Genomic DNA, 21,952 nt, shown 5'->3' on the forward strand with positions numbered 1-21,952 from the left:
AATTCTAAAATTAAAGATTATGTCAGACATTGCATCAAGAGTAAAAGCGATTATCGTAGACAAATTAGGTGTTGACGAAAACGAAGTTGTAACAGAAGCAAGCTTCACTAATGATTTAGGAGCTGACTCATTAGACACTGTTGAGCTTATTATGGAATTCGAAAAAGAATTTGATATTCAAATTCCAGACGATCAAGCAGAAAACATTGCTACTGTTGGTCAAGCTATTTCTTATATCGAAGAAGCTAAAAAATAATAATACTGCACCCGGTTTTTCTTAAAATTCCAACTTTGAATACGCAAATTCCAAAATTGGGATTTGTTTTTTAGATAATTGGAATTTTAAGAAAATCGGGTGTTATTATTTTTTTTAAAATTTAAATTTCGATTGGTTTTTCAATCAAAAAGATATATTTATATTGTAATGCCCATGGCTCTTAAGTAAACAATACAGTTAAGAAAGCGTGGGTTTTATTTGTTTAAAGTACAAAATACATATTTATGACGTTAAAGCGAGTTGTTGTAACAGGATTAGGTGCTCTTACTCCTATCGGGAATAATATCCAGGATTATTGGGAGGCACTTGTGAATGGAGTTAGCGGAGCCGCTCCTATCACGTATTATGATACAGAGAAGCATAAAACGAAATTTGCCTGTGAAGTAAAAAACTTCAATATTGAAGATTACATGGATCGCAAGGAATCTCGAAGATTAGATAAATTCGCTCAATATGCAGTTGCTGCAAGTGATGAAGCTATTAAAGATGCGGGACTTACTAATGATAATGTCGACAAAACAAGAGTTGGTGTTATCTGGGGAGCCGGAATTGGAGGTTTAGAAACTTTTCAGGAAGAAGTTATTTATTATGCTAAAGGAGACGGAACACCAAAATTCAATCCGTTTTTTATTCCTAAAATGATTGCCGATATTGCACCAGCACACATCTCAATGCGTAATGGTTATATGGGTCCAAATTATACTACGGTTTCTGCATGTGCGTCTTCTGCAAATGCATTAATTGATGCTTTTAATTACATCCGTTTAGGAATGTGTGATATTATTATATCAGGTGGTTCAGAAGCTGCGATTACTATTGCAGGTATGGGAGGCTTTAATTCGATGCACGCTTTATCAACAAGAAACGATAGTCCGGAAACGGCTTCAAGACCTTTTGACGGTACCAGAGATGGTTTTGTATTAGGAGAAGGAGCTGGAGCGCTGGTTCTTGAAGAATATGAACATGCTAAAGCCAGAGGCGCAAAAATTTATTGTGAAGTTGGCGGTGGCGGAATGTCATCTGATGCTTACCACTTAACTGCACCACATCCGGAAGGAATTGGAGTTATTGCAGTAATGAAAAATACATTGAGAGATGCAGGAATGACTCCTGAAGATGTTGATCACATCAACACTCACGGAACTTCTACTCCATTAGGAGATGTTGCCGAATTAAAAGCCATCAGCGCTGTTTTTGGTGAACATGCAAAAAACATCAATATCAACTCTACAAAATCAATGACAGGACATTTACTTGGTGCTGCCGGAGCTATTGAAGCAATTGCTTCTATTTTAGCAATGAAGCATGGTATTGTCCCTCCAACTATCAATCATACTGTAGTTGACGAAAACATTGATCCGGCATTGAATCTTACCTTAAACAAACCACAAAAAAGAGAAGTGAATGTTGCTATGAGTAACACTTTTGGTTTTGGTGGACACAATGCATGTGTATTGTTTAAAAAATTAGTTGACTAATTTCTGTATATGAATATTATCAAAAAAATATTTTCTAAATCCCGTTCTCTAGAAGACGGGATTTTTTTTGACACTATTCAGAAAATACTTGGTTTTGAGCCTGCTACGATCGATTTTTATAAGAAAGCTTTTACGCACAGATCTTCAAATAAATTAGACGAATCAGGACATCCAATAAATTATGAAAGACTTGAATTTTTAGGAGACGCTATGTTAAGTGCTGTAATTGCAGCTCACTTATTTAATAAAGCACCAAATGGCGATGAAGGTTATTTGACAAAAATGCGGTCAAAAATTGTAAGTCGCGAACATTTAAATGAATTAGGTAAAGATTTAAACCTGGTTCGATTTGTAGAAAGCAAAGTGCCAATTCAGCATTTTGGAGAAAATATTCATGGTAATATTTTCGAATCTTTAGTAGGTGCTATTTATTTAGACAGAGGATATTCTTATTGTGAAAAGTTTATTCAAAAACGTGTCGTTGCCCCTTATGTAGATATTGCACGACTTGAAGGAAAAGTAATTAGTTATAAAAGTTTGGTTATCGAATGGTGTCAGAAAGAAAAGAGAGTCTTTCATTACGACATTTTTGAAGATAACGGTATTGACGGCCAACGCTTATTTGGCGTTAAATTAAGTATAGACGATAAAGTAATCGCACGAGCGCGGGCAACTTCAAAAAAGAAAGCAGAAGAGAAAGCATCACAAAGAGCTTATTTTGCATTTCAGGAAAAAATAGACAAGAAATAGCTACAATTTTACTGTAACTATCTTAAAGCTATAACGTTTTCGTTTATAAATTAATAAAAACAAGCACATCTTAACTATTTAAGCTCCGCAAGAAATAGTATATTTACACCTTGATTTTTCATGACATGGCTATTCATAGATTGGATTTAGACGAATTTGACGAAATTGATTATTATTTAATGGCAATCCATACTTCATTAGAAGATTACAGATTGGCTTATTTTATCAATAAAAACCTTCCGATAAACTTAAGTAAGAGCAAAAACGAGATCCATGCTCAAACTAAAGAAGGTGAGGCAAATTTTTCACGATTCTATTACTATGATGCCGAAAAAGCAGTTTCATGGAATTTAATTCAGAATAAGAATGAGATCATTTCAATGAGGAGAAGTGATTCTCAAGATTTGTTTTCCAATGAAACAAGTGAGGTTTCAACAACAATTCATTTACTTCCTGAATTCAAAAAAGTAGATTTTTTCCTGAAAATAGAGAATAGCGAAGAGGCTCTTGATTTTTCAGAAATTCAACAAAAATTAAATACCATCGAGAGTATTGCAGCTATTTATGCTGTAGATACTGATAAAATAAAATCAAAAAACAATCTAATTTTTTAAAAAAAATGTTAACAAACAAAAAAACCAAAATTGTCGCTACACTTGGTCCTGCATGTGGTACGAGAGAGATTATCAAAGATATGATCGATGCAGGGGTTAATGTGTTTAGAGTTAATTTTTCGCACGCAGATTACGAAGGAGTAAAAGAGAAAATTGGTATTATTAGAGGTCTTAACGAAGAGTTTGGTTACACAACTGCAATCCTTGGAGATTTGCAGGGACCAAAACTTAGAGTTGGTGTGATGGAAGAAGGAACTGTAGTTCATGATGGTGATTTAATCACTTTTACAACTGCAGAAGATATTTTAGGAACTGCTCAAAAAGTGTTCATGAAATACCAAAATTTTCCAAATGATGTTAATCCTGGAGAGCGTATTTTGCTTGATGACGGTAAATTGATTTTCGAAATTATTTCTACGGATAAAAAAACTGAAGTTGTTGCTAAAGTAATTCAGGGTGGAGAATTAAAATCTAAAAAAGGAGTTAATCTTCCAAATACTAAAATATCTTTACCGGCTTTGACTGAAAAAGATATTGCAGATGCTATTTTTGCTATTGAGCAAAAAGTAGACTGGATTGCTCTTTCTTTTGTAAAAACACCACGCGATTTACAAGATTTACAAGAATTAATCGCTAAACATTCAGAATATAAAATTCCGATTATTGCTAAAATTGAAATGCCGGAAGCTCTTGTAAACATTGATAAAATTATAGCATATTGTGATGGTTTAATGGTTGCACGTGGAGATTTAGGAGTTGAACTTCCTGCACACGAAGTACCATTAGTTCAAAAAGATCTGATCCGCAGAGCTAAAATTGCAAGAATTCCTGTTATCGTTGCAACTCAAATGATGGAGACAATGATTACAAGTTTAACACCAACAAGAGCTGAAGTAAATGACGTTGCAAACTCTGTAATGGATGGAGCCGATGCTGTAATGTTGTCTGGAGAAACTGCTACAGGAAACTATCCTGTTCAGGTTATTCAAAAAATGACTCAAATTTGTGAGGCTGTTGAAGATTCTCCACTTATTCAGGTTCCACAAAATACGCCACAAATTAAAACAAAACGTTTTGTTACTAAAACTGTTTGTCACCAGGCAGCTTTATTAGCTAATGAAATCAAAGCTAAAGCAATTTGTACATTAACAAATAGTGGTTATACGGCTTTCCAAATTTCGGCGTGGAGACCATCAGCACATATTTTAGTTTTTACTTCAAACAGAAGAATCTTAACACAATTGAATTTATTATGGGGGGTAAAATCATACTTCTACGATAAAGACGAAAGTACAGATGATACTGTAACAGATGTTAACGAAATAGCAAGAGAAAAAGGATTTGTTGTAAAAGGTGATTATTTAATTAACCTTGCAGCTATGCCAATTAAAGAAAAAGGAATGGTAAATACCATGAGAGTTTCTGAAATAGAATAATTTTATCAAAAGATAATATATAAAGCCATTCGTTGCGACGAATGGCTTTTTTTTTGCCTTAAACTTCGGTTTTTAAACTCATGATAATACCATGAGTTTTTTTATTTGATGAAATTTAATTTTAAAATTCAGATCAAATACATTGCTTCCCACAACTAGTTAATTTTCATTATTAAAGTTAAATCTAAAAGCATTCAAAATTTCAGCTAGTAAGTTCTAAACTTAAATATTATTCAAAATCCAGCCCTATTTTTTATTGAATTTAAATAAAACAAGGAAAATAAATTTAAAGTTTTTCCTGAACATTTCTTATTTCTTTGAAATTAAAAAAAAATCTAATCGCCTAAATAAATGATTTTTGAATGTTTCAATTTATAACATGGAACATTGTGGAGCAAAATAAAATATTTTTATTGTTTCATTTTATAAAATGAAACAATGTCAGACCTTATAAATGCTATTCTTAGTTTTTTTATTAGTTAATTTTGAGACAGTTAAATAAAAGTTAAGAAAATTCTTGTTTCAAATTACCTTCCTTAAGAAATTTCACAAACTGAAACAGCCCCAATCTAAATTTACTTAACAAATATCTATTCGTAATATTTTTCTTATATTTACATTAATAAAGAATTATTAACAAATTTTATTACCATGAAACAAAGTAGACTTAAAAATGGATTTCGAAATTCGATAATGCTATTTGCATTAGCTTGTTTTTCATTTATTGAAGTACAGGCCCAGGATACAAAAAAGCCCAATGTATTAATAATTTGGGGAGATGATATTGGTATAAGTAATATTAGTGCTTATAGTGATGGTTTAATGGGATATCAAACTCCTAACATTGACAGAATTGGTAATGAGGGAATTAAGTTTTTACACTATTATGGAGAACAAAGCTGTACAGCGGGGCGCGCTGCGTTGTTAACAGGTCAGCAAGGAATTCGTACCGGTTTAACGAAAGTAGGATATCCCGGAGCTCCAATGGGCATGAATCAATTAGATCCTTCTATTGGAGGTATCATGAAAAACCTGGGTTATGCAACAGGTCAGTTTGGTAAAAACCACGTAGGAGACAGAAATGAAAATCTTCCAACAGTAAATGGATTTGATGAATATTTTGGAAGTTTATATCACTTAAATGCTTCAGAAGAACCGGAATTGGCAGATTATCCTAAAGATCCTGCTTTCTTTGGAAAATTTGGTCCAAGAGGAGTTTTAAAATGTACTGCAACAAGCAGTGATGACGCAACTGTAGATCCTCGTTTTGGAAAAGTTGGAAAACAAAGAATTGAAGATACAGGTCCGCTTACTAAAAAAAGAATGGAAACTATAGATGATGAAACATCTGCTGCCGCTATTGATTATATCAAAAGACAAAATGCTGCCGGAAAACCATTTTTTGTTTGGTACAATGCCACGCGTATGCACTTACGTACTCACGTAAGAAAAGAACACAGAGGAAAATATACACATGGCGATAGTGAATATATCGATGGTATGATCGAACACGATATGACGGTTGGAGAACTTCTAAAAGTATTAGACGATTTAGGAATTGCCAATAATACAATCGTAGTATATTCTTCGGATAACGGACCACACATGAACAGCTGGCCAGATGCGGCAATGACACCATTTCGTTCAGAGAAAGATACCAATTGGGAAGGTGCTTTTCGTGTTCCGTGTTTAGTACGTTGGCCCGGCGTTATCAAACCCGGACAAACCAGCGATCAAATGATGGCACATAATGACTGGATGCCAACATTGGCAGCAATTGCCGGAGAACCTGATCTGACAAAAAAATTATTGACAGGTTATAAAGCTAATGGTCTTAATTATAAAGTACACTTGGACGGATATGATCAATCTGCATATCTGGAAGGGAAAAGTCCAAATAGTGCCAGAACTAAATTCTTCTATTCTGATGATGATGGTATGCTTGTAGCCATGCGAAAAGGAGATTATAAATCTGTTTTTGCAGAGCAGCGTTCACCTGGAACATTAGCACTTTGGGGAGAACCATTTACAAAATTACGTCTGCAAAAAATGTACAATTTATATCAGGATCCATTTGAAAGAGCAGATATAACATCGAACACCTATTGGGACTGGATTTTGAATCACGTATACTATGGCTACGATTTTATTGCCGAAGTAGGAGCATTTGCCGAAACTTTTAAAGAATATCCGCCAAGAGCAATACCACCAAGTTTTTCCCCAGCTACTATTATGGGAGAAACCCTGGACGCAATTAAATTACACCGAGAGCTAAAAGCGATAGAGGCAGCTCCAAAGAAAAAATAAAAATATCAATAGTAAAATAAAGCTTGAGTTACCCCATAACTCAAGCTTTTCAATACCTTAAACAAATCAATATCATGTATAAAAAAATATATATATTGCCCCTATTTTTTTTCTTCCTGGTTTCCTTTACAAAAGCTGATAATGCTATAGCAATATATACTTCAGATACTACCAATTTCACAAAAACATCAGATCCGTTACCAAGTTGGAATGATGGTACTTTGAAAAAAGAAATTATTGCTTATGTAACTAAAGTAACTAAAAAAGGAAATCCTGATTTTATTCCGGTTGAAGACAGAATCGCCACTTTTGATAATGATGGAACACTTTGGGCTGAAAAACCATATGTTCAGGAATTATTTGCCTTTTACAGAGTGAAGCAAATGGCAGAGGCCAATCCCGCTTTAGCTCAAAAACAACCTTTTAAAGCCGTTATTGAAAAAGATAAAACCTATTTTGAAACAGGAGGCGAAAAAGCACTCATTGAGTTAATTGCTGCAACACATACCGGTATGACCGAAGATGAGTTTGAAGCCTCAACAAAAGATTTTTTCGCAGCAGCTCAATATCCGGGAAAAAATGTTCCGATAAAACAAATCAGATATCAGCCACAATTAGAATTGCTGAATTATCTACGTGCAAACGGATTCAAAACTTTTATTGTAACTGGAGGAACCATTGAATTAGTTCGTTCTATATCAGCTGATTTTTACGGAATTCCAAAAGATCAGGTTGTTGGAACTTCTTTCAAATATAAATTTGATGATGCTACAAACAGCATTCAAAGACAACCCGCTTTAGATCTTTTAAATGACAAAGAAGGAAAACCCGTTGGGATACAATTGCACATTGGACAACGTCCTGTTTTTGCCTGCGGAAATGAAGGAGGAGCCGGCGATCTTGCCATGCTAAGATATTCTCAGGGAAGTAAATATCCATCTTTTCAAATGATTGTCAATCACAATGACGCTGTGAGAGAATATAGTTATGAGGAAAAAGATAATTTATCATTAAATACTGCTGTAAGATACAAGTATCACGTAATTAGTATGAAAGACGATTGGAAAAAGATATTTCCAGACAAATAATTGATTTAGTAAAATTAAAATGAAACAACTTTTACAAGTTAAAAACTGTTTCATTTTAATTTTTTAAGAATGATCGAGCAATCTTTTAAAGTACCATATTATGAAAACTAAAATACCACATGGCATTAAATTATTCTTAAGTATAACTTTTTTTCTCTTAAATTTTACCTTATTCGCACAAGAAGAAGCTGCAAAAGGCGGATCAAGCGCTCAGGAATTAGCCGATAAATTAGCCAATCCCGTTGCAAGTTTAATTAGTGTCCCGTTGCAAAATAATATTATTTAGGGTATTGGTCCATATAATGGTTCAAAATATACGCTAAATATACAGCCCGTAATTCCGTTTAAATTAAGTGATAATCTTAATTTAATTACACGATATATTCTTCCTGTTGTAGATCAGCGCGATATTACTGGAGAAAATACAAACCAATTTGGTTTAAGCGATGCAACCGTAACGGCTTTTTTTGCGCCAAAAACAAAAGGAATTATTTTTGGATTTGGACCTGCTCTTTTAATACCAACCGCAACCGATAAGTTTTTAGGAACCGAAAAATTTGGATTTGGACCAAGTGTATTAGTAATGCATCAGGGAAAAGGACTTTCTGTCGGATTCTTAGCCAATCAAATTTGGTCAGTTGCAGGAAATGAAAACCGTTCAGATTTCAATAGTTTTTATACTCAAATTTTTCTTTCGCACAGTTATAAAAGCGGAGCAAGTTTAGGCGTTAATGCTGAAATTACTCAGAACTGGGAAGGAAACACCACTAATATTTCCATCAATCCATCTATTGGAGCGGTGACTAAATTTGGAAATCAGGTAGTACAATTTAATATTCAACCGCTGATTCCAATTGTTGGGCCGCATGAAAGCAGACCTGATTGGGGATTGCGAGCCGTTTTATCCTTTGTATTTCCCGGATCTTAAAACATTTCAATTTTAAATTAATGAAAAACACATCTGTAAGCAGTTGTAGTTTTTGATTAGTTGTAAAAAGAAGTATTGTATTGCATGTGCAATTACAAGTTCAGAAACCAATGCCACTCCAAATCTATTACAAAATAACCTCCAAAAACAAATCTCATGAAAAACAAATCTCTACTTATTGTTGCTGCAATTTCCTTGATTTTAAATGTCGGATGTGAACAAAAGACAACAATAAATGAAACGTCACCATCTGACACTGCATCAGTTTCTGCTTCTAATTTTGGAACAGGAATTAAAATGGATGGTGAACTGCCTTCAAAAGAATCAATTCCTGTTTTGTTTGATGAAATGGATTTTCAGCAGGCAACGCAGTGTTATTTATGGGGATTGCCTATCGTGGCTTTCGCCGAATGGCAGCAGATTCAATATAAAACATTCAACGCAACAAGTAATGATCTTGTTTTTTATAACACCTATAATGACCGTTTAGGAATCCTTACCGGAAATGCTACAACGCCTTATATTATATCATTTATTGACCTTGCGGCAAACGGACCAACAGTTATTGAAATGCCTGCCGGACATACTGCGGGAGGATTGGGCGATTTCTGGCAACGCGAACAAGCCGTGATTGGAGAAATGGGTCCTGATAAAGGAAAAGGTGGAAAATACATATTAGTTCCGCCAACAATGAAAGACTTTAAACCTGCGGGATATTTTATAGTTCCTTGTACAACGGTAAATATGTTTTTTGGATTCAGGGCTTTAGATCCAGACCCAAAAGCCACCGAAGCTTTAGTAAAACAGGTAAAAATTTATCCGTATGATAAACGTGCCAATCCCACACCTACAAAAGTGGTTAGTCCGCCCGCAGGAAAAAAATGGTACGGAATTCAACCAACCGGAATTGCATATTGGGAACGACTTCATGCTATTTTACAAAATGAACCAGTCGAAGAACGTGATCGTTTTTTTATGGCGTGGCTTAAAAATCTCGGAATCGAAAAAGGGAAACCTTTTGCTCCGGACGAACATCAGAAGAAAATTTTAATTGCTGCCGCCGCAAAAGGCCAACAAATGGCAATGGCAAACTCTTTTAATAAACGTTTTCCAGATGTAAAACACTGGCCGGATAAAAAATGGGATTATGTAATGATTATCAAAGACCCATCACAACATGCGGATAATTATGATGAGTTTTTCGAAAGAAGTTCTTATTTCTATGAAGCCGTAACATATTCAAGAGCCATGATTTCTAAAACTCCAAACGTAGGTCAGGCGTATTTGGGTTCTTATTATGATAATAACGGAAACTGGTTAGACGGAGCTAAAAATTATACCTTGAATGTTCCCGCAAATCCTCCGGCAGTGAATTTCTGGTCGATCACCATTTACGATTCGGCAACACGATGTCTGATTGATAATCCTCAAAAAAATGCCGATTTATCTTCCCGTAAGGACTTAATAAAAAATACCGATGGTTCAGTCGATTTATACTTTGGACCAAAAGCACCAGCAGGAAAAGAGAAAAACTGGGTTCAGACTTTACCGGGAAAACATTGGTTTACCTACATGCGTTTCTACGGGCCAACTTCGGCTTATTTTGATAAAAGCTGGAAAATGGATGATATTAAAGAAGTCAAGTAAAAGACACTTTATGAATCGAATAAACAATTAGGCTTTAACAAATTTACCTTTTAACGAAATAAAATGTAGCAACTATGACCGATGAATTTAAAGAAATCAGCGAAAACAGATTTGATCCTGTAGCATCAAAGTTAGAGCGTTTTGATAAAGGCGTCGCTATTAGAAAACTTACGCCTCGTTCAGTTCATCAGGAATGGACTCCGAAAGAAAACAGGGAAGATCCGGTAGAAATTTTGCTGCAAACAAGCATTGGAAGAATCGAAAGTTTATTGCCTATTCGATATACCAGAATGATGGAATCGCCATTTGCATTTTACAGAGGAGCTGCTGCAATTATGGCGGCTGATTTAGCCCAAACCCCAAATACGGGAATTGATCTTCAGCTTTGTGGAGATTGCCATTTAATGAATTTTGGCGGATTTGCAACTCCGGAACGAAAACTGGTTTTTGATATTAATGATTTTGATGAAACATTTCCCGGTCCGTGGGAATGGGATTTGAAAAGACTTTCGGCAAGTTTTGTAATTGCCGGAAGATGGAGAAAATTTCCAGATAAAACCTGTAAGGAATTTGCCTGGAATGTAGCCGACAGTTACAAACGGCACATGTTAGAATACAGTAAATTATCGGCACTCCAGATTTGGTATGCAGATATTGATTTAGCCAAATTAATTGAAAGAGGAGAAGACGAGGATATAAAATCATTTCAGCATAAGCGAATAAAAAAAGCCGGAGAATTCACCGCTCACGAAAAAGAATTTGCAAAAATGACCTATCAGGAAGGAACGCGTGCACGAATAAAAGATGATCCACCCTTAATTTATCACCCAATAGGAGATGAAGGAAAAAGAATATTGCTAGACGCTGAAGCAATTCATAATAGATATTTGACAACATTATCTGATGAAAAAAAAGTATTGTTAAGCAGATACAATTTACATGATATCGCCATTAAGGTGGTAGGCGTAGGAAGTGTGGGAACACTTTGCGGAATTAGTTTGTTAATGTCGGCAACCGGAGAACCTATTTTTTTACAATTTAAAGAAGCCAGAAAAAGCGTACTCGAAGCAAATGTAAAAGCAAAAGGAAAATATACACATCAGGGTGAACGAATTGTGAGAGGGCAAAAATTGATGCAATCGGCATCGGATATGTTTTTAGGCTGGACGAACGACGACAATAATAAGTATTTCTATATCCGTCAGCTTCGTGATGCAAAAGTAAAACCAGTTCTTGAAATCATGAAAGCCAAAAACATGAACGATTATGCAAAAGCCTGCGGTTGGGCACTTGCAAGAGCTCATGCACGTACCGGAGATCCATCAGTATTATCAGGTTATATGGGAAAAAGCGATGAATTTGCAAACGCAATTTCCAGATTCTCCATTTCATATGCCAATCAAAACGATTTAGATTATAGCAAAATGTTAGAAGCAATAAAAGAGGGAAGATTACCTATTTCGGCAGAAGTCTGACTTTTAAGTAATTAATAAAGTAAAATATATGGGCAAAAAGTTTTTGTTTTTGATGGGCTTTGTGATAATCACAATCACAATAAACGGCCAGACACAGCGTATTGATTCTACGGCTGTTTTTTTATTGCATCGAACAGGTGAAACCTTGCAGGATATCAAGTCGTGCAGTTTTACAGCGATTACAACCTATGATGTGCCAAATGAAAGTTTAGGACTTATCAAACATACCATAAATGATAAAGTTGCAATAAAGTTTCCTGATAAAATGAAAGTCACTTCGTCCGGAGACAAAGGAAATCGCGGTTTGTGGTACAATGGTAAAAAGCTTAATTATTATTCCTTTGATAATAATACATATGGTTTTACAACTGCTCCCGGTTCTGTTATTGAAACAATTGATGAAGTCAGTAAAAAATTCGGGATTGAATTTCCCGGAGCAGATTTTTTCTATCCTGCTTTCCTGCAGGATTTATTATCAGAACAAGGCAATTTAATCTTTCTGGGAAAAACGATAGTCGAGGGACGTGAATGCTTTCATATTGCAGGAAGCGATAAAACAAAAAGTTTTCAATTCTGGATAGGAAACGATGATTTGTTTCTGCCGGTAAAATTAGTGATCATTTACACCTCTGATAAAGACAAACCACAATATGAGGCTATTTATAAAGACTGGACTATAAATACGGACTATCCGGATTCAATGTTTGAATTTACGACCCCGCCAAAAGCTACAAAAGTAACCTTAGCGCCTAGAGAAAACACTAAATAATAGATAAACTCCATAGTTATGAAATCATATTATCCTAAAAATAGAATCTCAATCATAATTATTGCATTTTTTGCCTTATTATTTATGATTCCGGAAGATGCTACAGCACAGCGTTTTGGACATTTTTCACCACCAAGACCAATGCCGCGGCCTATGCCGATGCCTCATCCAATGCCACACCCAATTCCGCCTGGACCAAGACCAATTCCACCGCATCCGTTACCGCCACCTCCGCATCCGTACCCACATCCTTATCCGTATCCAAGACCATTGCCACCGCCATTTCATCCTTATCCGGTGCCATATCCATATATCTATCATCCGTTTGTACCCTATTATTGGGGACCAACTTGGTATCCTATCGGATTTTTTGCGGTAACATTAACAACGGCAGCTATAATTATCTCGGTAGAAAACACTAATTATAACTACGATGATGGGGTTTATTATGTGAAAGAATCAAGTGGTTATAAGGTTGTGCCCGCGCCACTTGGAGCAACAATTTCAGATTTACCTAAGGGTTATGTCACAATCAATGTTTCAGGAACTGATTATTACTATTACGGTGGAACCTATTATTCAAAAGTTACCAGTAAATATAAAGTAGTAAGTGCGCCCGTTGGAGCTACAGTTTCACAACTTCCGGAAGGAGCTGAAGAAAAGACTATAGATGGTCAAAAATATATGATTTATAACAGCGTTTATTATCAGCCAATTTCAAAAGAAGGGCAAGACAGTTATGTTGTTGTACAAGGAAAATAGAACTCAAAAAAAACCCGTAACAGTTTATTTTAATTCAAATAAATTGTTATGGGCAAATAAGTAAGAATTTTTCTATTTTACATCCTTCAATTGAAGAAAATATTTTATCTTTGGATACTCTATAAGATATTGTATAATAATTGTTTACAAAAATATAAGCAAAAATTTAACATGACTTCCCGTATATTCAGGATTTAAGCAAGATTTTAATAATTGTAAGTAAAACTAATTGAATTCATTAATTTAAATACCACATCATGAATATTAAAAGAAAGAATCTTCGTATAATCCCGCTACTATTAATTTTGGGATTGATTTACAGCTGTTCTCCAACGGTTAAAGTTACAACTGATTATGATCATGCAGCTAATTTTGGCCAATATAAAACATTTGCATTTTATGATTTAAAAGCTCAGGAAGGACAAATAAATCAATTAAATGCAGATCGTATTACAAAGGCAATTCGTGCTGAATTGATTAGTAAAGGTTTTACAGAAACAACCAGTAATCCCGATTTAAAAGTAAACGCGGTAACAATTTTAAAAAATAAAACACAGGTTACGGCCAACTCTGATTTTTATGGTTACGGCGGGATGTACCGTCCGTACGGATATTGGGGCGGCGGTGCCATGATGGGCGGTGCCAATACAACATTTAACTCCTACGATTATGTTGATGGTTCACTGATAATCGACATTGTATCGTCAAAAACTCAAAAACTGATTTGGCAAGGAATAGGGAATGCTCAAATTGACAGCAAACCAGACAATCCGGACGAATTTATTACCGGCTCAATCAAAAAAATACTGGCTGGATTTCCTCCCGGAGCAGTAAAAAAATAGGTTAGAATATTGTTTTTAAATAGCTGTACTTATCACTAGCAGATAAGTACAGCCTTATTGCCGACGAATTCTTTTAAATTTCTTTAAAAGTAAAGGAATAAACTAAACAACTAAGCTTTAAACTCATGATCGATATAATCCTTTCGCTTTTCTTTTTTTTAGCTACAATAGTTGGTTTTGCGACATCCTTTATGGTTCTTTTTTCGAAAAAAAATTACTCAAAAAGCTTTTTTCTGGGACTCTTTTTGTTCAGTCTTGCGGTAGTCAGCGTGTATAATTTTTATTTATCGGCAACTGGTTTCAAAGCATTTCCTGACTTATTTATGGTCACAAAATCGTTCATTTTTTTGGTTGCACCTTCTGCTTTTTTATATGTAAGAAGTATTTTGTTCTCTGATAGAATTTTTAGAAAATACGATTGGCTTCATTTTTTACCATTTATAATATACTTCTGTTTAAGTCTTTTTGTGTGGATAGGTAATTTTATTAATCTTCAGATAATTGATTATGTTTCCATTAAAATAAACAGTCCTTTTTCAATGTTAAGTCTTACCGTTTGGCTTTTGTATGCATTTTGTCAAACGATGATGATTTTAAATTATGACCTGAAAAAATTTAAGGAAGAGCATTTTAACCGAATCAAGGTTTTGAGCTGGATCAGACTTTATAATTTGATGATATTGTTTTTGTTCTCGACACTTTTTGTGCATTATTTTTTAATTACCCGAGTTGACAGCGTTGATTTTTCCTGTTACATATTAATATCATCGGTTTTGGTTTTTACGGTAGGCTGGCTTTATTTCAGACCACAGATATTTTATGATATGAATGAAAATCTGGAGTTTGTCGAAGAAAAATTAATGATAATAAAAACAAGTGAAAGCAAAACTTTACCGCTCGTTAAAGAATTAACTCCTGAAAAGAAATTCTTGTATCTCAATAAATTAGACAGCATTTTTGCATCAAAAGAACTCTTCCTGAAAAAGGATTTAGTCATACGCGATATTGCTGATGAAACTGGAATATCAGTACATTACATTTCAAATTTAATCAATTCAGAATTTAATCTTCATTTTCAGGATTATGTAAATCTAAAAAGAATCGAATATTTTAAAGACAAAATAAACGATCCGGAATGGAAAGATTTATCACTTGAAGGTATGGCTTGGGGCTCCGGTTTTAAATCCAGAACAACTTGTTTTAGGGCCTTTATAAAACATACCGGAAAATCGCCATCTGAATATTTCAAAGTAATTAGAATTAATCCTGAGAAAACCAATACTTATTACCTCAAACAAGCTTCAAATTAAAGGAAATAGTTTGTAAAAAAGAAGTTATGGAGTCGCATTAATTTTTAAAATAACAGCTATGAAAACAGAATTTAATAAGCACAGACAAACCATAAAATCATTTTTTACACTATTACTTCTGTTGGTTGGTTTTTTTAGCCATGCACAATTAAAAGGAGGACATATTCTGGGTGCAATGGGATTACAATCTGGAACTCAGACACCAGAGAACACATTGAGCGTTTATATTCCCGCTTATTTTTATACGGCTTCATCATTACGAAATGCTGATGGCGATAAATCCATCGCAAATCCTGATCTTAATATGTTTATTACCGGAGTGGGCGCAACATATGTAAGTGATTTTAAAATTCTGGGAGCAAATTATGGCGCAACGATTTTACTGGCTTTTGCATCAAACAGAATTCAGGGAAATACCATAGATTCAAAAAGTCCTTTTGCCTTGACGGATACTTATATTGCGCCGGTTCAATTAGGCTGGCATCATAAAAGAGCCGATTTTGTTTTTAGCTACCAAGTCTATTTACCAACAGGAAAATTTGAATTAGGAGCTTCGGATAATAGTGGTTTAGGAATGTTTATGAATGAACTTTCGGCAGGAACAACCTTATTTTTTAATGATAAAAAAACCTTCCATTTTTCGGCTTTAGCCTCTTATGAAATGAACGGAAGAAAAAAAGATACGGATATTAAAACTGGAGATCTTTTAAGTATTGAAGGTGGTTTGGGAAAAACATTTTATGCAATGAATGCCGAAAAAACAGCTCCAAAAGGAGTGCTTAACGCGGGATTAATTTATTATTTACAATATAAAGTAACCAACGATCAAATTCCCGTTCCTGTTTTTGGAAATATTCAAACTACCAAAGATCGCGTTGGCGGAATAGGCGCTGAAATAAATTATTATCATATAAAATCCAGTACTTCGGCAGGATTTCGATGGATTGCTGAAGTTGAAGCCATAAACAGGTTTCAGGGAAATACTTTTTTTCTAACACTGGCGCACGTATTTAGTTTAAAGAAAAAATAATTTATGAGTTGCTTTGCGCGAAATTATTTTTCACACATAAAAGCATAGATTTTTTAGCTCTAAAATAAGGCATTTGACTTATTTGAAATGCACAAAGATTACTATGTGAAACAAATATATTTCTTTTTTTAAGTCCTTTTTTAACATTTTAGAATCTATGTTTCTATGTGTTAAAAATAATTGGTTTAGTTGATGTTTTTTAAGAATGCTATAATTTCTAAAGTTGTTTAAATGGAAAATAAATATTCAGATGCTACTATGAAAAACAGGAAACTTTTCTCGAAATTTCTTCTTATAAATATCTTTTTTCTATTATCGATTACCACAATTACAGCTCAAAAGCAACATATTAGTTTAAGAGATTCTATAGACGGCGCAATAGATTTAAGCGATTATATTATTTATGCGCACGGTTTTATTGTAATTCCTACCGTTATTACAGAACCAGCTTTGGGCGGAATTGGCGGCGCCATTGTTCCTGTTTTCCTTAAAAAGCGAGAGCCGGTTATTGATAAAAACGGCAAAAAGCGATTTATAAATCCGGATATTACCGGAGGAGCCGGAATGTACACCGGTAATAAAAGCTGGCTTGTAGGCGCATTTCGTTCTGCAACATTAGTAAAACCAAAGATATTATATCGTGTCATGGCGGGATATGGCGATATGAATTTGTCCTTTTATGAAAATGTACCAAGCGGAAAAGATGTAGAATTTAAACTAAATTTTAAATCCTATTCGTTTTACACCCAATGGTTAAAACAATTTAACAATGCAAAATGGAGCGCAGGACCGCAATATCTTTTTTTACACTCGGATATAAAATTGCCTACAGAAAATTTGCCTTCTTTTATACAGCCCAAAGATATTAAAAGCACCATAAGTCAGTTAGGAGCTGCGATTCAGTTTGATGGCCGCGATAATATTTTTACGCCAGATAAAGGAATCCGATTGCAATCTGATTTCTTTTGGTCAGATAAAGCTTTGGGAAGTGATTATAATTCCTGGCGATTGAATTTATCCGTCATAGGATATCATCCAATAACCAAAAAATTAATTGGCGGACTTCGTTTTGAAGGCGAACAAGCTTTTGGAAATCCACCATTTTATATGTTGCCCGGAATTAATTTAAGAGGTGTTCCCGCCGGACGATATCAGGGAAAAACCAGTCTAATTTTTGAAGGCGAATTGCGATGGGATCTCTATAAACGATGGAGTCTTATGGGTTATGGCGGACTTGCAAGTGCTTTTAACGATTGGGATAAAGCTTTTGCAAAACCTGTTGTCTATAGTTACGGATCAGGATTTAGATATTTGCTCGCTCGGAAATTCAAACTCCGTATGGGAATTGACGTCGCAAAAGGTCCCGAAGATTGGGCGTATTATGTGGTTTTTGGAAGCAATTGGTTGAGGTAAATTCTAAATATTATAAACCCGAAATATTGTTATATTACAAATACAAACCCGACAGGTTTTTAAAACCTGTCGGGTTTCTGAGATATTCGCCACGACCCGAGCGATAGCGAACAGGCGAAGCAATTTCACAAATTTCCACGAATTGAATTTGCGAAAATTTGTGCAATTTGTGGCAAAAAAACTTTTTCGTTATGGATCATTTTATTTGAAAAATTAAATTTTGTGTTCATTTTTTTCTCGCAGATTTTAATCCTTAGAATCTTTTAAATCTGTGGCAAATGTTTTGACACATGGAAGCAAAGATATTCGCCACAAATTGCACAAATTTCCACAAATTCAATTCGTGAAATTGTGACAAAAAAACTTTTGTTCTAAATTTTTTCTCGCAGATTTTGCTGATTGAGCAGATTCTAATCCTTTAAATCTTTTAAATCTGTGGCAAATGTTTTGACATGGAAGCAAAAATATTCACCACAAATTTCACAAATTTCCACAAATTCAATTCGTGAAATTCGCGGCAAAAAAACTTTTTAGTTCTAAATTTTTTCTCGCAGATTTTGCAGATTGAGCAGATTCTAATCCTTTAAATCTGCGGCAAAAAACTTCAATCTGATAATTTATTTCTTCCAATAAGGTTTTATAATTTTATTTTCTCTTTGGCTTAAGGCCAATAAAACAATTGCGCCTATAAAACAAAATATAGTTGCCTGAATACTCCCTTCGGGACCAAATTCTCCTCCGGTAATTAATGCCGAACCTTGTATTTTGCTTACCAATAAACTACTCGTTTTTTCGTTTCCGGAAGTGATCGCGCCAAAAATACCTGACTGCGTAAAATTCCAAGCGAAATGCAACGCAATTGGAAACCATAAATTCCTGCTGTAAACAAAAGCCGCGCCCAATAAAAATCCCGCAACGGTAATACACAATCCCGAAAGTAAGGTGCTGTTTGCGTTTGCTAAATGCAACGCTCCAAATATAATTGCCGAAATACTCAACGCAATATAAGTGCCTAGTTTTTCTTCCAGAATTCTAAAGATGATTCCGCGGACTAAAATTTCTTCGATAATAGCGATCGTAAATGCAACCGTAAGCGGAATCAAAATAAACGATACCGGATTTACGGCAATAACGCTGTAACTTCCGTTAAGGTAAATCACCAGAATAGTTAAAGATTGAAGCACAAAACCAACTAAAGTCCCGAAGATTAAATTTTGAGATAATCGATTTGTAGATAATTCGGTTACTTCCCTTTTTTCGTAATTTTTAAAGAAAAGAATATAACTCGTAATCGCCAAAGCCGAAACGATTATACCTTTAAAAAGATTCCTGAAGTCTTTTTCTAAAGGAGTTAATCCCAATAATTTTCCGGCAATTTGCTGCCCGATAATTACAAAAGCCATAAAGGCAATTAAAGCAAGAATAATTTTGGTTACGGGGAAATTGAATATTTTTTGTTTCGCAGTAAGCGTTTCCATTTTGGTTTGGTTTAATGATTATGATGGGACAAATGTATGCGACATCAAAACCAAAAAATAGAATGAAATTTGCCTTCTTATAATTTTTGAAATTGTTTAGGCAGAAATCCGGTTTGATTTTTAAAAGTTCGGATAAAATGGCTTTGATCTGCAAAACCACATTCAAAACCTATTTCGGTCAAATTGATTTTGTTGGAACCAATCAGCGCAAGCGAACGGCTTATTTTAATCCTGCGCATATATTCGCCTAAAGTACAGCCAAAATATTTCGGGAAATGTTTTGATATTGTAATGGGATTCAGATTTAAAACCTGAGCAAGATCCTTTAAATTCGGGTTTTCATTCCAGCAATCGTTCAGTAATTCGTTGAGGCTTTTTACCCAAAACGGACTTTTTTCAAATTTATCTAAATGAGTATTCGCGCTCGATAACTGAGCAAATAACATATTTATAGTGTCGCCGGAAAAAGCATCTGCAACCATCGCTTCTTTAAAAATTTTCAGAATCAGGAATTTGGTCAACGTAGAATTCTGAATAGATTTTTCGATAATAGCTTCAGAAATCTGAAGTTGTTTTAGGAGATCCTCTTCAATTTCGATATTAATATTTTTAGACGGAAAAAGTGTATCCTGATTCAAATGCAATTCATCACTATGATAAAATAATAATGAACCCGGACCAACAACGGTACTGGAGTTTTTACGTTTTTCGGCAGTTCCGCCTTTCAGGAAAAGCGTAATATGTGCGTTATTGTGCGAATGCCAGCCTTCGTAAACCTTATTTTTATACTCGGTTTCAACAACTGCAATTCCTTGTGTGTTGTTGAAAATGTTTTTAGTATTGCCTAAGTATTTTTCTTTTTCCAGTTCGTACATTTTCCTGATGTATTGCATGCCATTTGAACAGCAAAATTAGTACATAATAAAGGAATATAAATCGTGAATTGTTTTTGATTATAAGATAGTTAATGATTTTGCAGTATTTGTAAGGTTTTGTAGCTTAAAAAAAACATTTTGTAAAAATTAACGCTTAAAGGTTAGTTTTATTAACTGAAATTTAATTGTTTTGTAACAAATTGTAAATTACAAAGACTAATTTATCAAACATTAAATATAAATTATGAATACATTTTCATTCAAATCAGTACTTGCTGCTTCGGTTTTTTTTGTAGGCGCAACGAGTGGTTTTGCACAAGACATTTTAGTGAATTCATTAAAACTAAATGCAAGCGAAAAAAGTAAAGAAGCCTTTAAATTCACTGAGGTTATTAATTTAGGAACAACATCAGTAAAATTACAAGGTTCATCAGGAACATGCTGGAGTTATTCTACAAACTCTTTCCTGGAGTCAGAAATGATTCGTTTAGGAAAACAACCTGTAGAATTGTCTCAAATTTACTCGGCAAGAAACGTTTATGTTGAAAAAGGAATTAATTATGTTCGTATGCACGGAGCAGTTACTTTAGGTGACGGAGGTGCATTGCATGATGTAATTAATATGTACAAAAAATACGGAACCGTACCAAGAGAAGTTTACACGGGATTGAATTACGGAACTGATAAAAATAAATTTGGAGAAATGGCAGCGCTTATCGAAGGCGTTTTGACTGCTGTGGTTAAAAACCCAAATGGTGAATTGACTCCAAACTGGCAAAAAGCATACGCTGCAGTTATTGATTCGTATTTAGGAACTGTGCCGGAAAACTTTACTTATAAAGGAAAAAACTATACGCCTCAAACTTTTGCTAAGGAAGTAGTAGGCATTAATCCTGATGAGTATGTTGAAATGTCATCGTTTACAAATGCGCCGTATTACCAAAAAACAACAATGATGGTGCCGGACAACTGGTCATTTGATCAGGTTTACAACGTGAAAGTAAATGATATGACAGATGTTATTGACAATGCTTTGAAAAAAGGATATACTGTAGCCTGGGCGACAGACGTAAGTGAGAAAAGCTTTAGCTGGAAAAATGGTGTTGCTTATGTACCTACAAAGAAATTTGACGATATGACGGCGGAAGAAAAAGCAGACATGTTTAACGGACCAAAAGCAGAACCTGAAATTACTGCCGAAATGCGTCAGACTGCATTTGATAATTACACCACTACAGACGATCACGGAATGCACATTATAGGTCTTGCAAAAGATCAAACCGGAAAAGAATATTACATCGTAAAAAATTCCTGGGGAGCAACAAACGACTACAAAGGTTTCTTGTTTGTGACTAAGAATTTCGTAAAATATAAAACAACTGCTTTACTAGTAAACAAAGGCGGAATACCTACTGAAATTGCTAAGAAATTAGGGGTTTAAGAAGTTTTGTTTTTATAATATAGAAAAAGCGC

The 21,952-nt window shown here is 34.5% G+C and carries 20 protein-coding genes; 18 read left to right on the plus strand and 2 right to left on the minus strand.

Features of this window, described 5'->3' with window-relative positions; genetic code table 11:
- Window positions 1-19 precede the first annotated feature (19 nt).
- The 17 genes from ACHZDT_RS07535 (at window position 20) to ACHZDT_RS07615 (ending at window position 18,126) form a co-directional block, all read left to right on the plus strand.
- Window positions 20-256, plus strand: coding sequence for an acyl carrier protein (locus tag ACHZDT_RS07535; RefSeq protein WP_007137004.1), 237 nt, complete (start codon window positions 20-22; stop codon window positions 254-256).
- Between the two features lie 245 nt (window positions 257-501).
- Window positions 502-1,755 (plus strand): beta-ketoacyl-ACP synthase II, encoded by a 1,254-nt coding sequence (gene fabF / locus ACHZDT_RS07540; protein WP_394774016.1) that lies wholly within the window; start codon window positions 502-504, stop codon window positions 1,753-1,755.
- Between the two features lie 9 nt (window positions 1,756-1,764).
- Window positions 1,765-2,505, plus strand: coding sequence for a ribonuclease III (gene rnc / locus ACHZDT_RS07545; RefSeq protein WP_213295973.1), 741 nt, complete (start codon window positions 1,765-1,767; stop codon window positions 2,503-2,505).
- A gap of 125 nt (window positions 2,506-2,630) precedes the next feature.
- On the plus strand, window positions 2,631-3,119 hold the full coding sequence (locus ACHZDT_RS07550) for an IPExxxVDY family protein (protein WP_394774017.1): 489 nt from the start codon (window positions 2,631-2,633) through the stop codon (window positions 3,117-3,119).
- A 5-nt stretch (window positions 3,120-3,124) separates the two neighbouring features.
- On the plus strand, window positions 3,125-4,555 hold the full coding sequence (pyk, locus tag ACHZDT_RS07555; protein WP_394774018.1) for a pyruvate kinase: 1,431 nt from the start codon (window positions 3,125-3,127) through the stop codon (window positions 4,553-4,555).
- A gap of 651 nt (window positions 4,556-5,206) precedes the next feature.
- Entirely contained in the window at window positions 5,207-6,862 is a 1,656-nt protein-coding gene (locus tag ACHZDT_RS07560; RefSeq protein WP_394774019.1) for an arylsulfatase, read from the plus strand.
- A 74-nt stretch (window positions 6,863-6,936) separates the two neighbouring features.
- A complete protein-coding gene (locus ACHZDT_RS07565; protein ID WP_394774020.1) occupies window positions 6,937-7,950 on the plus strand; it encodes an HAD family hydrolase in 1,014 nt (337 codons plus the stop codon).
- A 100-nt stretch (window positions 7,951-8,050) separates the two neighbouring features.
- The gene (locus tag ACHZDT_RS07570; protein WP_394774021.1) at window positions 8,051-8,236 is read left to right on the plus strand and encodes a hypothetical protein; all 186 of its coding nucleotides are present in this window, start codon (window positions 8,051-8,053) and stop codon (window positions 8,234-8,236) included.
- Window positions 8,237-8,533: 297 nt separating this feature from the next.
- Complete coding sequence (locus tag ACHZDT_RS07575) at window positions 8,534-8,878, plus strand: hypothetical protein (protein ID WP_394774022.1); 345 nt, start codon at window positions 8,534-8,536, stop codon at window positions 8,876-8,878.
- Between the two features lie 156 nt (window positions 8,879-9,034).
- Entirely contained in the window at window positions 9,035-10,525 is a 1,491-nt protein-coding gene (locus tag ACHZDT_RS07580; RefSeq protein WP_394774023.1) for a DUF1254 domain-containing protein, read from the plus strand.
- 74 nt (window positions 10,526-10,599) lie between these two features.
- Window positions 10,600-12,000 carry a DUF2252 domain-containing protein gene (locus ACHZDT_RS07585; RefSeq protein ID WP_394774024.1) on the plus strand — a complete coding sequence of 467 codons (1,401 nt, stop codon included), beginning with the start codon at window positions 10,600-10,602 and terminating at the stop codon, window positions 11,998-12,000.
- 28 nt (window positions 12,001-12,028) lie between these two features.
- The gene (locus tag ACHZDT_RS07590; protein ID WP_394774025.1) at window positions 12,029-12,769 is read left to right on the plus strand and encodes a DUF2092 domain-containing protein; all 741 of its coding nucleotides are present in this window, start codon (window positions 12,029-12,031) and stop codon (window positions 12,767-12,769) included.
- 18 nt (window positions 12,770-12,787) lie between these two features.
- A complete protein-coding gene (locus ACHZDT_RS07595) occupies window positions 12,788-13,531 on the plus strand; it encodes a DUF6515 family protein (RefSeq protein WP_394774026.1) in 744 nt (247 codons plus the stop codon).
- 257 nt (window positions 13,532-13,788) lie between these two features.
- Entirely contained in the window at window positions 13,789-14,373 is a 585-nt protein-coding gene (locus ACHZDT_RS07600; protein WP_394774027.1) for a DUF4136 domain-containing protein, read from the plus strand.
- Window positions 14,374-14,912: 539 nt separating this feature from the next.
- Complete coding sequence (locus ACHZDT_RS07605; protein ID WP_394774028.1) at window positions 14,913-15,683, plus strand: helix-turn-helix domain-containing protein; 771 nt, start codon at window positions 14,913-14,915, stop codon at window positions 15,681-15,683.
- 58 nt (window positions 15,684-15,741) lie between these two features.
- Window positions 15,742-16,713: a transporter gene (locus ACHZDT_RS07610; RefSeq protein ID WP_394774029.1), complete on the plus strand. Its 972-nt coding sequence runs from the start codon at window positions 15,742-15,744 to the stop codon at window positions 16,711-16,713.
- A gap of 231 nt (window positions 16,714-16,944) precedes the next feature.
- Window positions 16,945-18,126 carry a BamA/TamA family outer membrane protein gene (locus ACHZDT_RS07615; RefSeq protein WP_394774030.1) on the plus strand — a complete coding sequence of 394 codons (1,182 nt, stop codon included), beginning with the start codon at window positions 16,945-16,947 and terminating at the stop codon, window positions 18,124-18,126.
- A 617-nt stretch (window positions 18,127-18,743) separates the two neighbouring features.
- On the opposite strand, the gene ACHZDT_RS07620 is transcribed toward ACHZDT_RS07615, so the two are convergent.
- Both ACHZDT_RS07620 and ACHZDT_RS07625 read right to left on the minus strand, forming a co-directional pair.
- On the minus strand, window positions 18,744-19,604 hold the full coding sequence (locus ACHZDT_RS07620) for a CPBP family intramembrane glutamic endopeptidase (RefSeq protein WP_394774032.1): 861 nt from the start codon (window positions 19,602-19,604) through the stop codon (window positions 18,744-18,746).
- A gap of 77 nt (window positions 19,605-19,681) precedes the next feature.
- Window positions 19,682-20,479: a helix-turn-helix domain-containing protein gene (locus ACHZDT_RS07625; RefSeq protein WP_394774033.1), complete on the minus strand. Its 798-nt coding sequence runs from the start codon at window positions 20,477-20,479 to the stop codon at window positions 19,682-19,684.
- A 244-nt stretch (window positions 20,480-20,723) separates the two neighbouring features.
- Between ACHZDT_RS07625 and ACHZDT_RS07630 the strand changes: the two genes are divergently transcribed.
- Window positions 20,724-21,920, plus strand: a complete 1,197-nt coding sequence (locus ACHZDT_RS07630) for an aminopeptidase C (RefSeq protein ID WP_394774034.1) — start codon at window positions 20,724-20,726, stop codon at window positions 21,918-21,920.
- The last annotated feature ends 32 nt before the right edge of the window (window positions 21,921-21,952 follow it).

The sequence above is a fragment of the Flavobacterium sp. genome, assembly GCF_043722275.1.
In the GTDB taxonomy this organism is placed as follows: domain Bacteria; phylum Bacteroidota; class Bacteroidia; order Flavobacteriales; family Flavobacteriaceae; genus Flavobacterium.

Excerpts from the sequence above, each read along its gene's own strand:
- ACHZDT_RS07535 (WP_007137004.1), top strand. The coding sequence starts at position 20 with ATGTCAGACATTGCATCAAGAGTAAAAGCGATTATCGTAGACAAATTA.
- fabF (WP_394774016.1), top strand. The coding sequence starts at position 502 with ATGACGTTAAAGCGAGTTGTTGTAACAGGATTAGGTGCTCTTACTCCT.
- rnc (WP_213295973.1), top strand. The coding sequence starts at position 1,765 with ATGAATATTATCAAAAAAATATTTTCTAAATCCCGTTCTCTAGAAGAC.
- ACHZDT_RS07550 (WP_394774017.1), top strand. The coding sequence starts at position 2,631 with ATGGCTATTCATAGATTGGATTTAGACGAATTTGACGAAATTGATTAT.
- pyk (WP_394774018.1), top strand. The coding sequence starts at position 3,125 with ATGTTAACAAACAAAAAAACCAAAATTGTCGCTACACTTGGTCCTGCA.
- ACHZDT_RS07560 (WP_394774019.1), top strand. The coding sequence starts at position 5,207 with ATGAAACAAAGTAGACTTAAAAATGGATTTCGAAATTCGATAATGCTA.
- ACHZDT_RS07565 (WP_394774020.1), top strand. The coding sequence starts at position 6,937 with ATGTATAAAAAAATATATATATTGCCCCTATTTTTTTTCTTCCTGGTT.
- ACHZDT_RS07570 (WP_394774021.1), top strand. The coding sequence starts at position 8,051 with ATGAAAACTAAAATACCACATGGCATTAAATTATTCTTAAGTATAACT.
- ACHZDT_RS07575 (WP_394774022.1), top strand. The coding sequence starts at position 8,534 with ATGCATCAGGGAAAAGGACTTTCTGTCGGATTCTTAGCCAATCAAATT.
- ACHZDT_RS07580 (WP_394774023.1), top strand. The coding sequence starts at position 9,035 with ATGAAAAACAAATCTCTACTTATTGTTGCTGCAATTTCCTTGATTTTA.
- ACHZDT_RS07585 (WP_394774024.1), top strand. The coding sequence starts at position 10,600 with ATGACCGATGAATTTAAAGAAATCAGCGAAAACAGATTTGATCCTGTA.
- ACHZDT_RS07590 (WP_394774025.1), top strand. The coding sequence starts at position 12,029 with ATGGGCAAAAAGTTTTTGTTTTTGATGGGCTTTGTGATAATCACAATC.
- ACHZDT_RS07595 (WP_394774026.1), top strand. The coding sequence starts at position 12,788 with ATGAAATCATATTATCCTAAAAATAGAATCTCAATCATAATTATTGCA.
- ACHZDT_RS07600 (WP_394774027.1), top strand. The coding sequence starts at position 13,789 with ATGAATATTAAAAGAAAGAATCTTCGTATAATCCCGCTACTATTAATT.
- ACHZDT_RS07605 (WP_394774028.1), top strand. The coding sequence starts at position 14,913 with ATGTTAAGTCTTACCGTTTGGCTTTTGTATGCATTTTGTCAAACGATG.
- ACHZDT_RS07610 (WP_394774029.1), top strand. The coding sequence starts at position 15,742 with ATGAAAACAGAATTTAATAAGCACAGACAAACCATAAAATCATTTTTT.
- ACHZDT_RS07615 (WP_394774030.1), top strand. The coding sequence starts at position 16,945 with ATGGAAAATAAATATTCAGATGCTACTATGAAAAACAGGAAACTTTTC.
- ACHZDT_RS07620 (WP_394774032.1), bottom strand. The coding sequence starts at position 19,604 with ATGGAAACGCTTACTGCGAAACAAAAAATATTCAATTTCCCCGTAACC.
- ACHZDT_RS07625 (WP_394774033.1), bottom strand. The coding sequence starts at position 20,479 with ATGTACGAACTGGAAAAAGAAAAATACTTAGGCAATACTAAAAACATT.
- ACHZDT_RS07630 (WP_394774034.1), top strand. The coding sequence starts at position 20,724 with ATGAATACATTTTCATTCAAATCAGTACTTGCTGCTTCGGTTTTTTTT.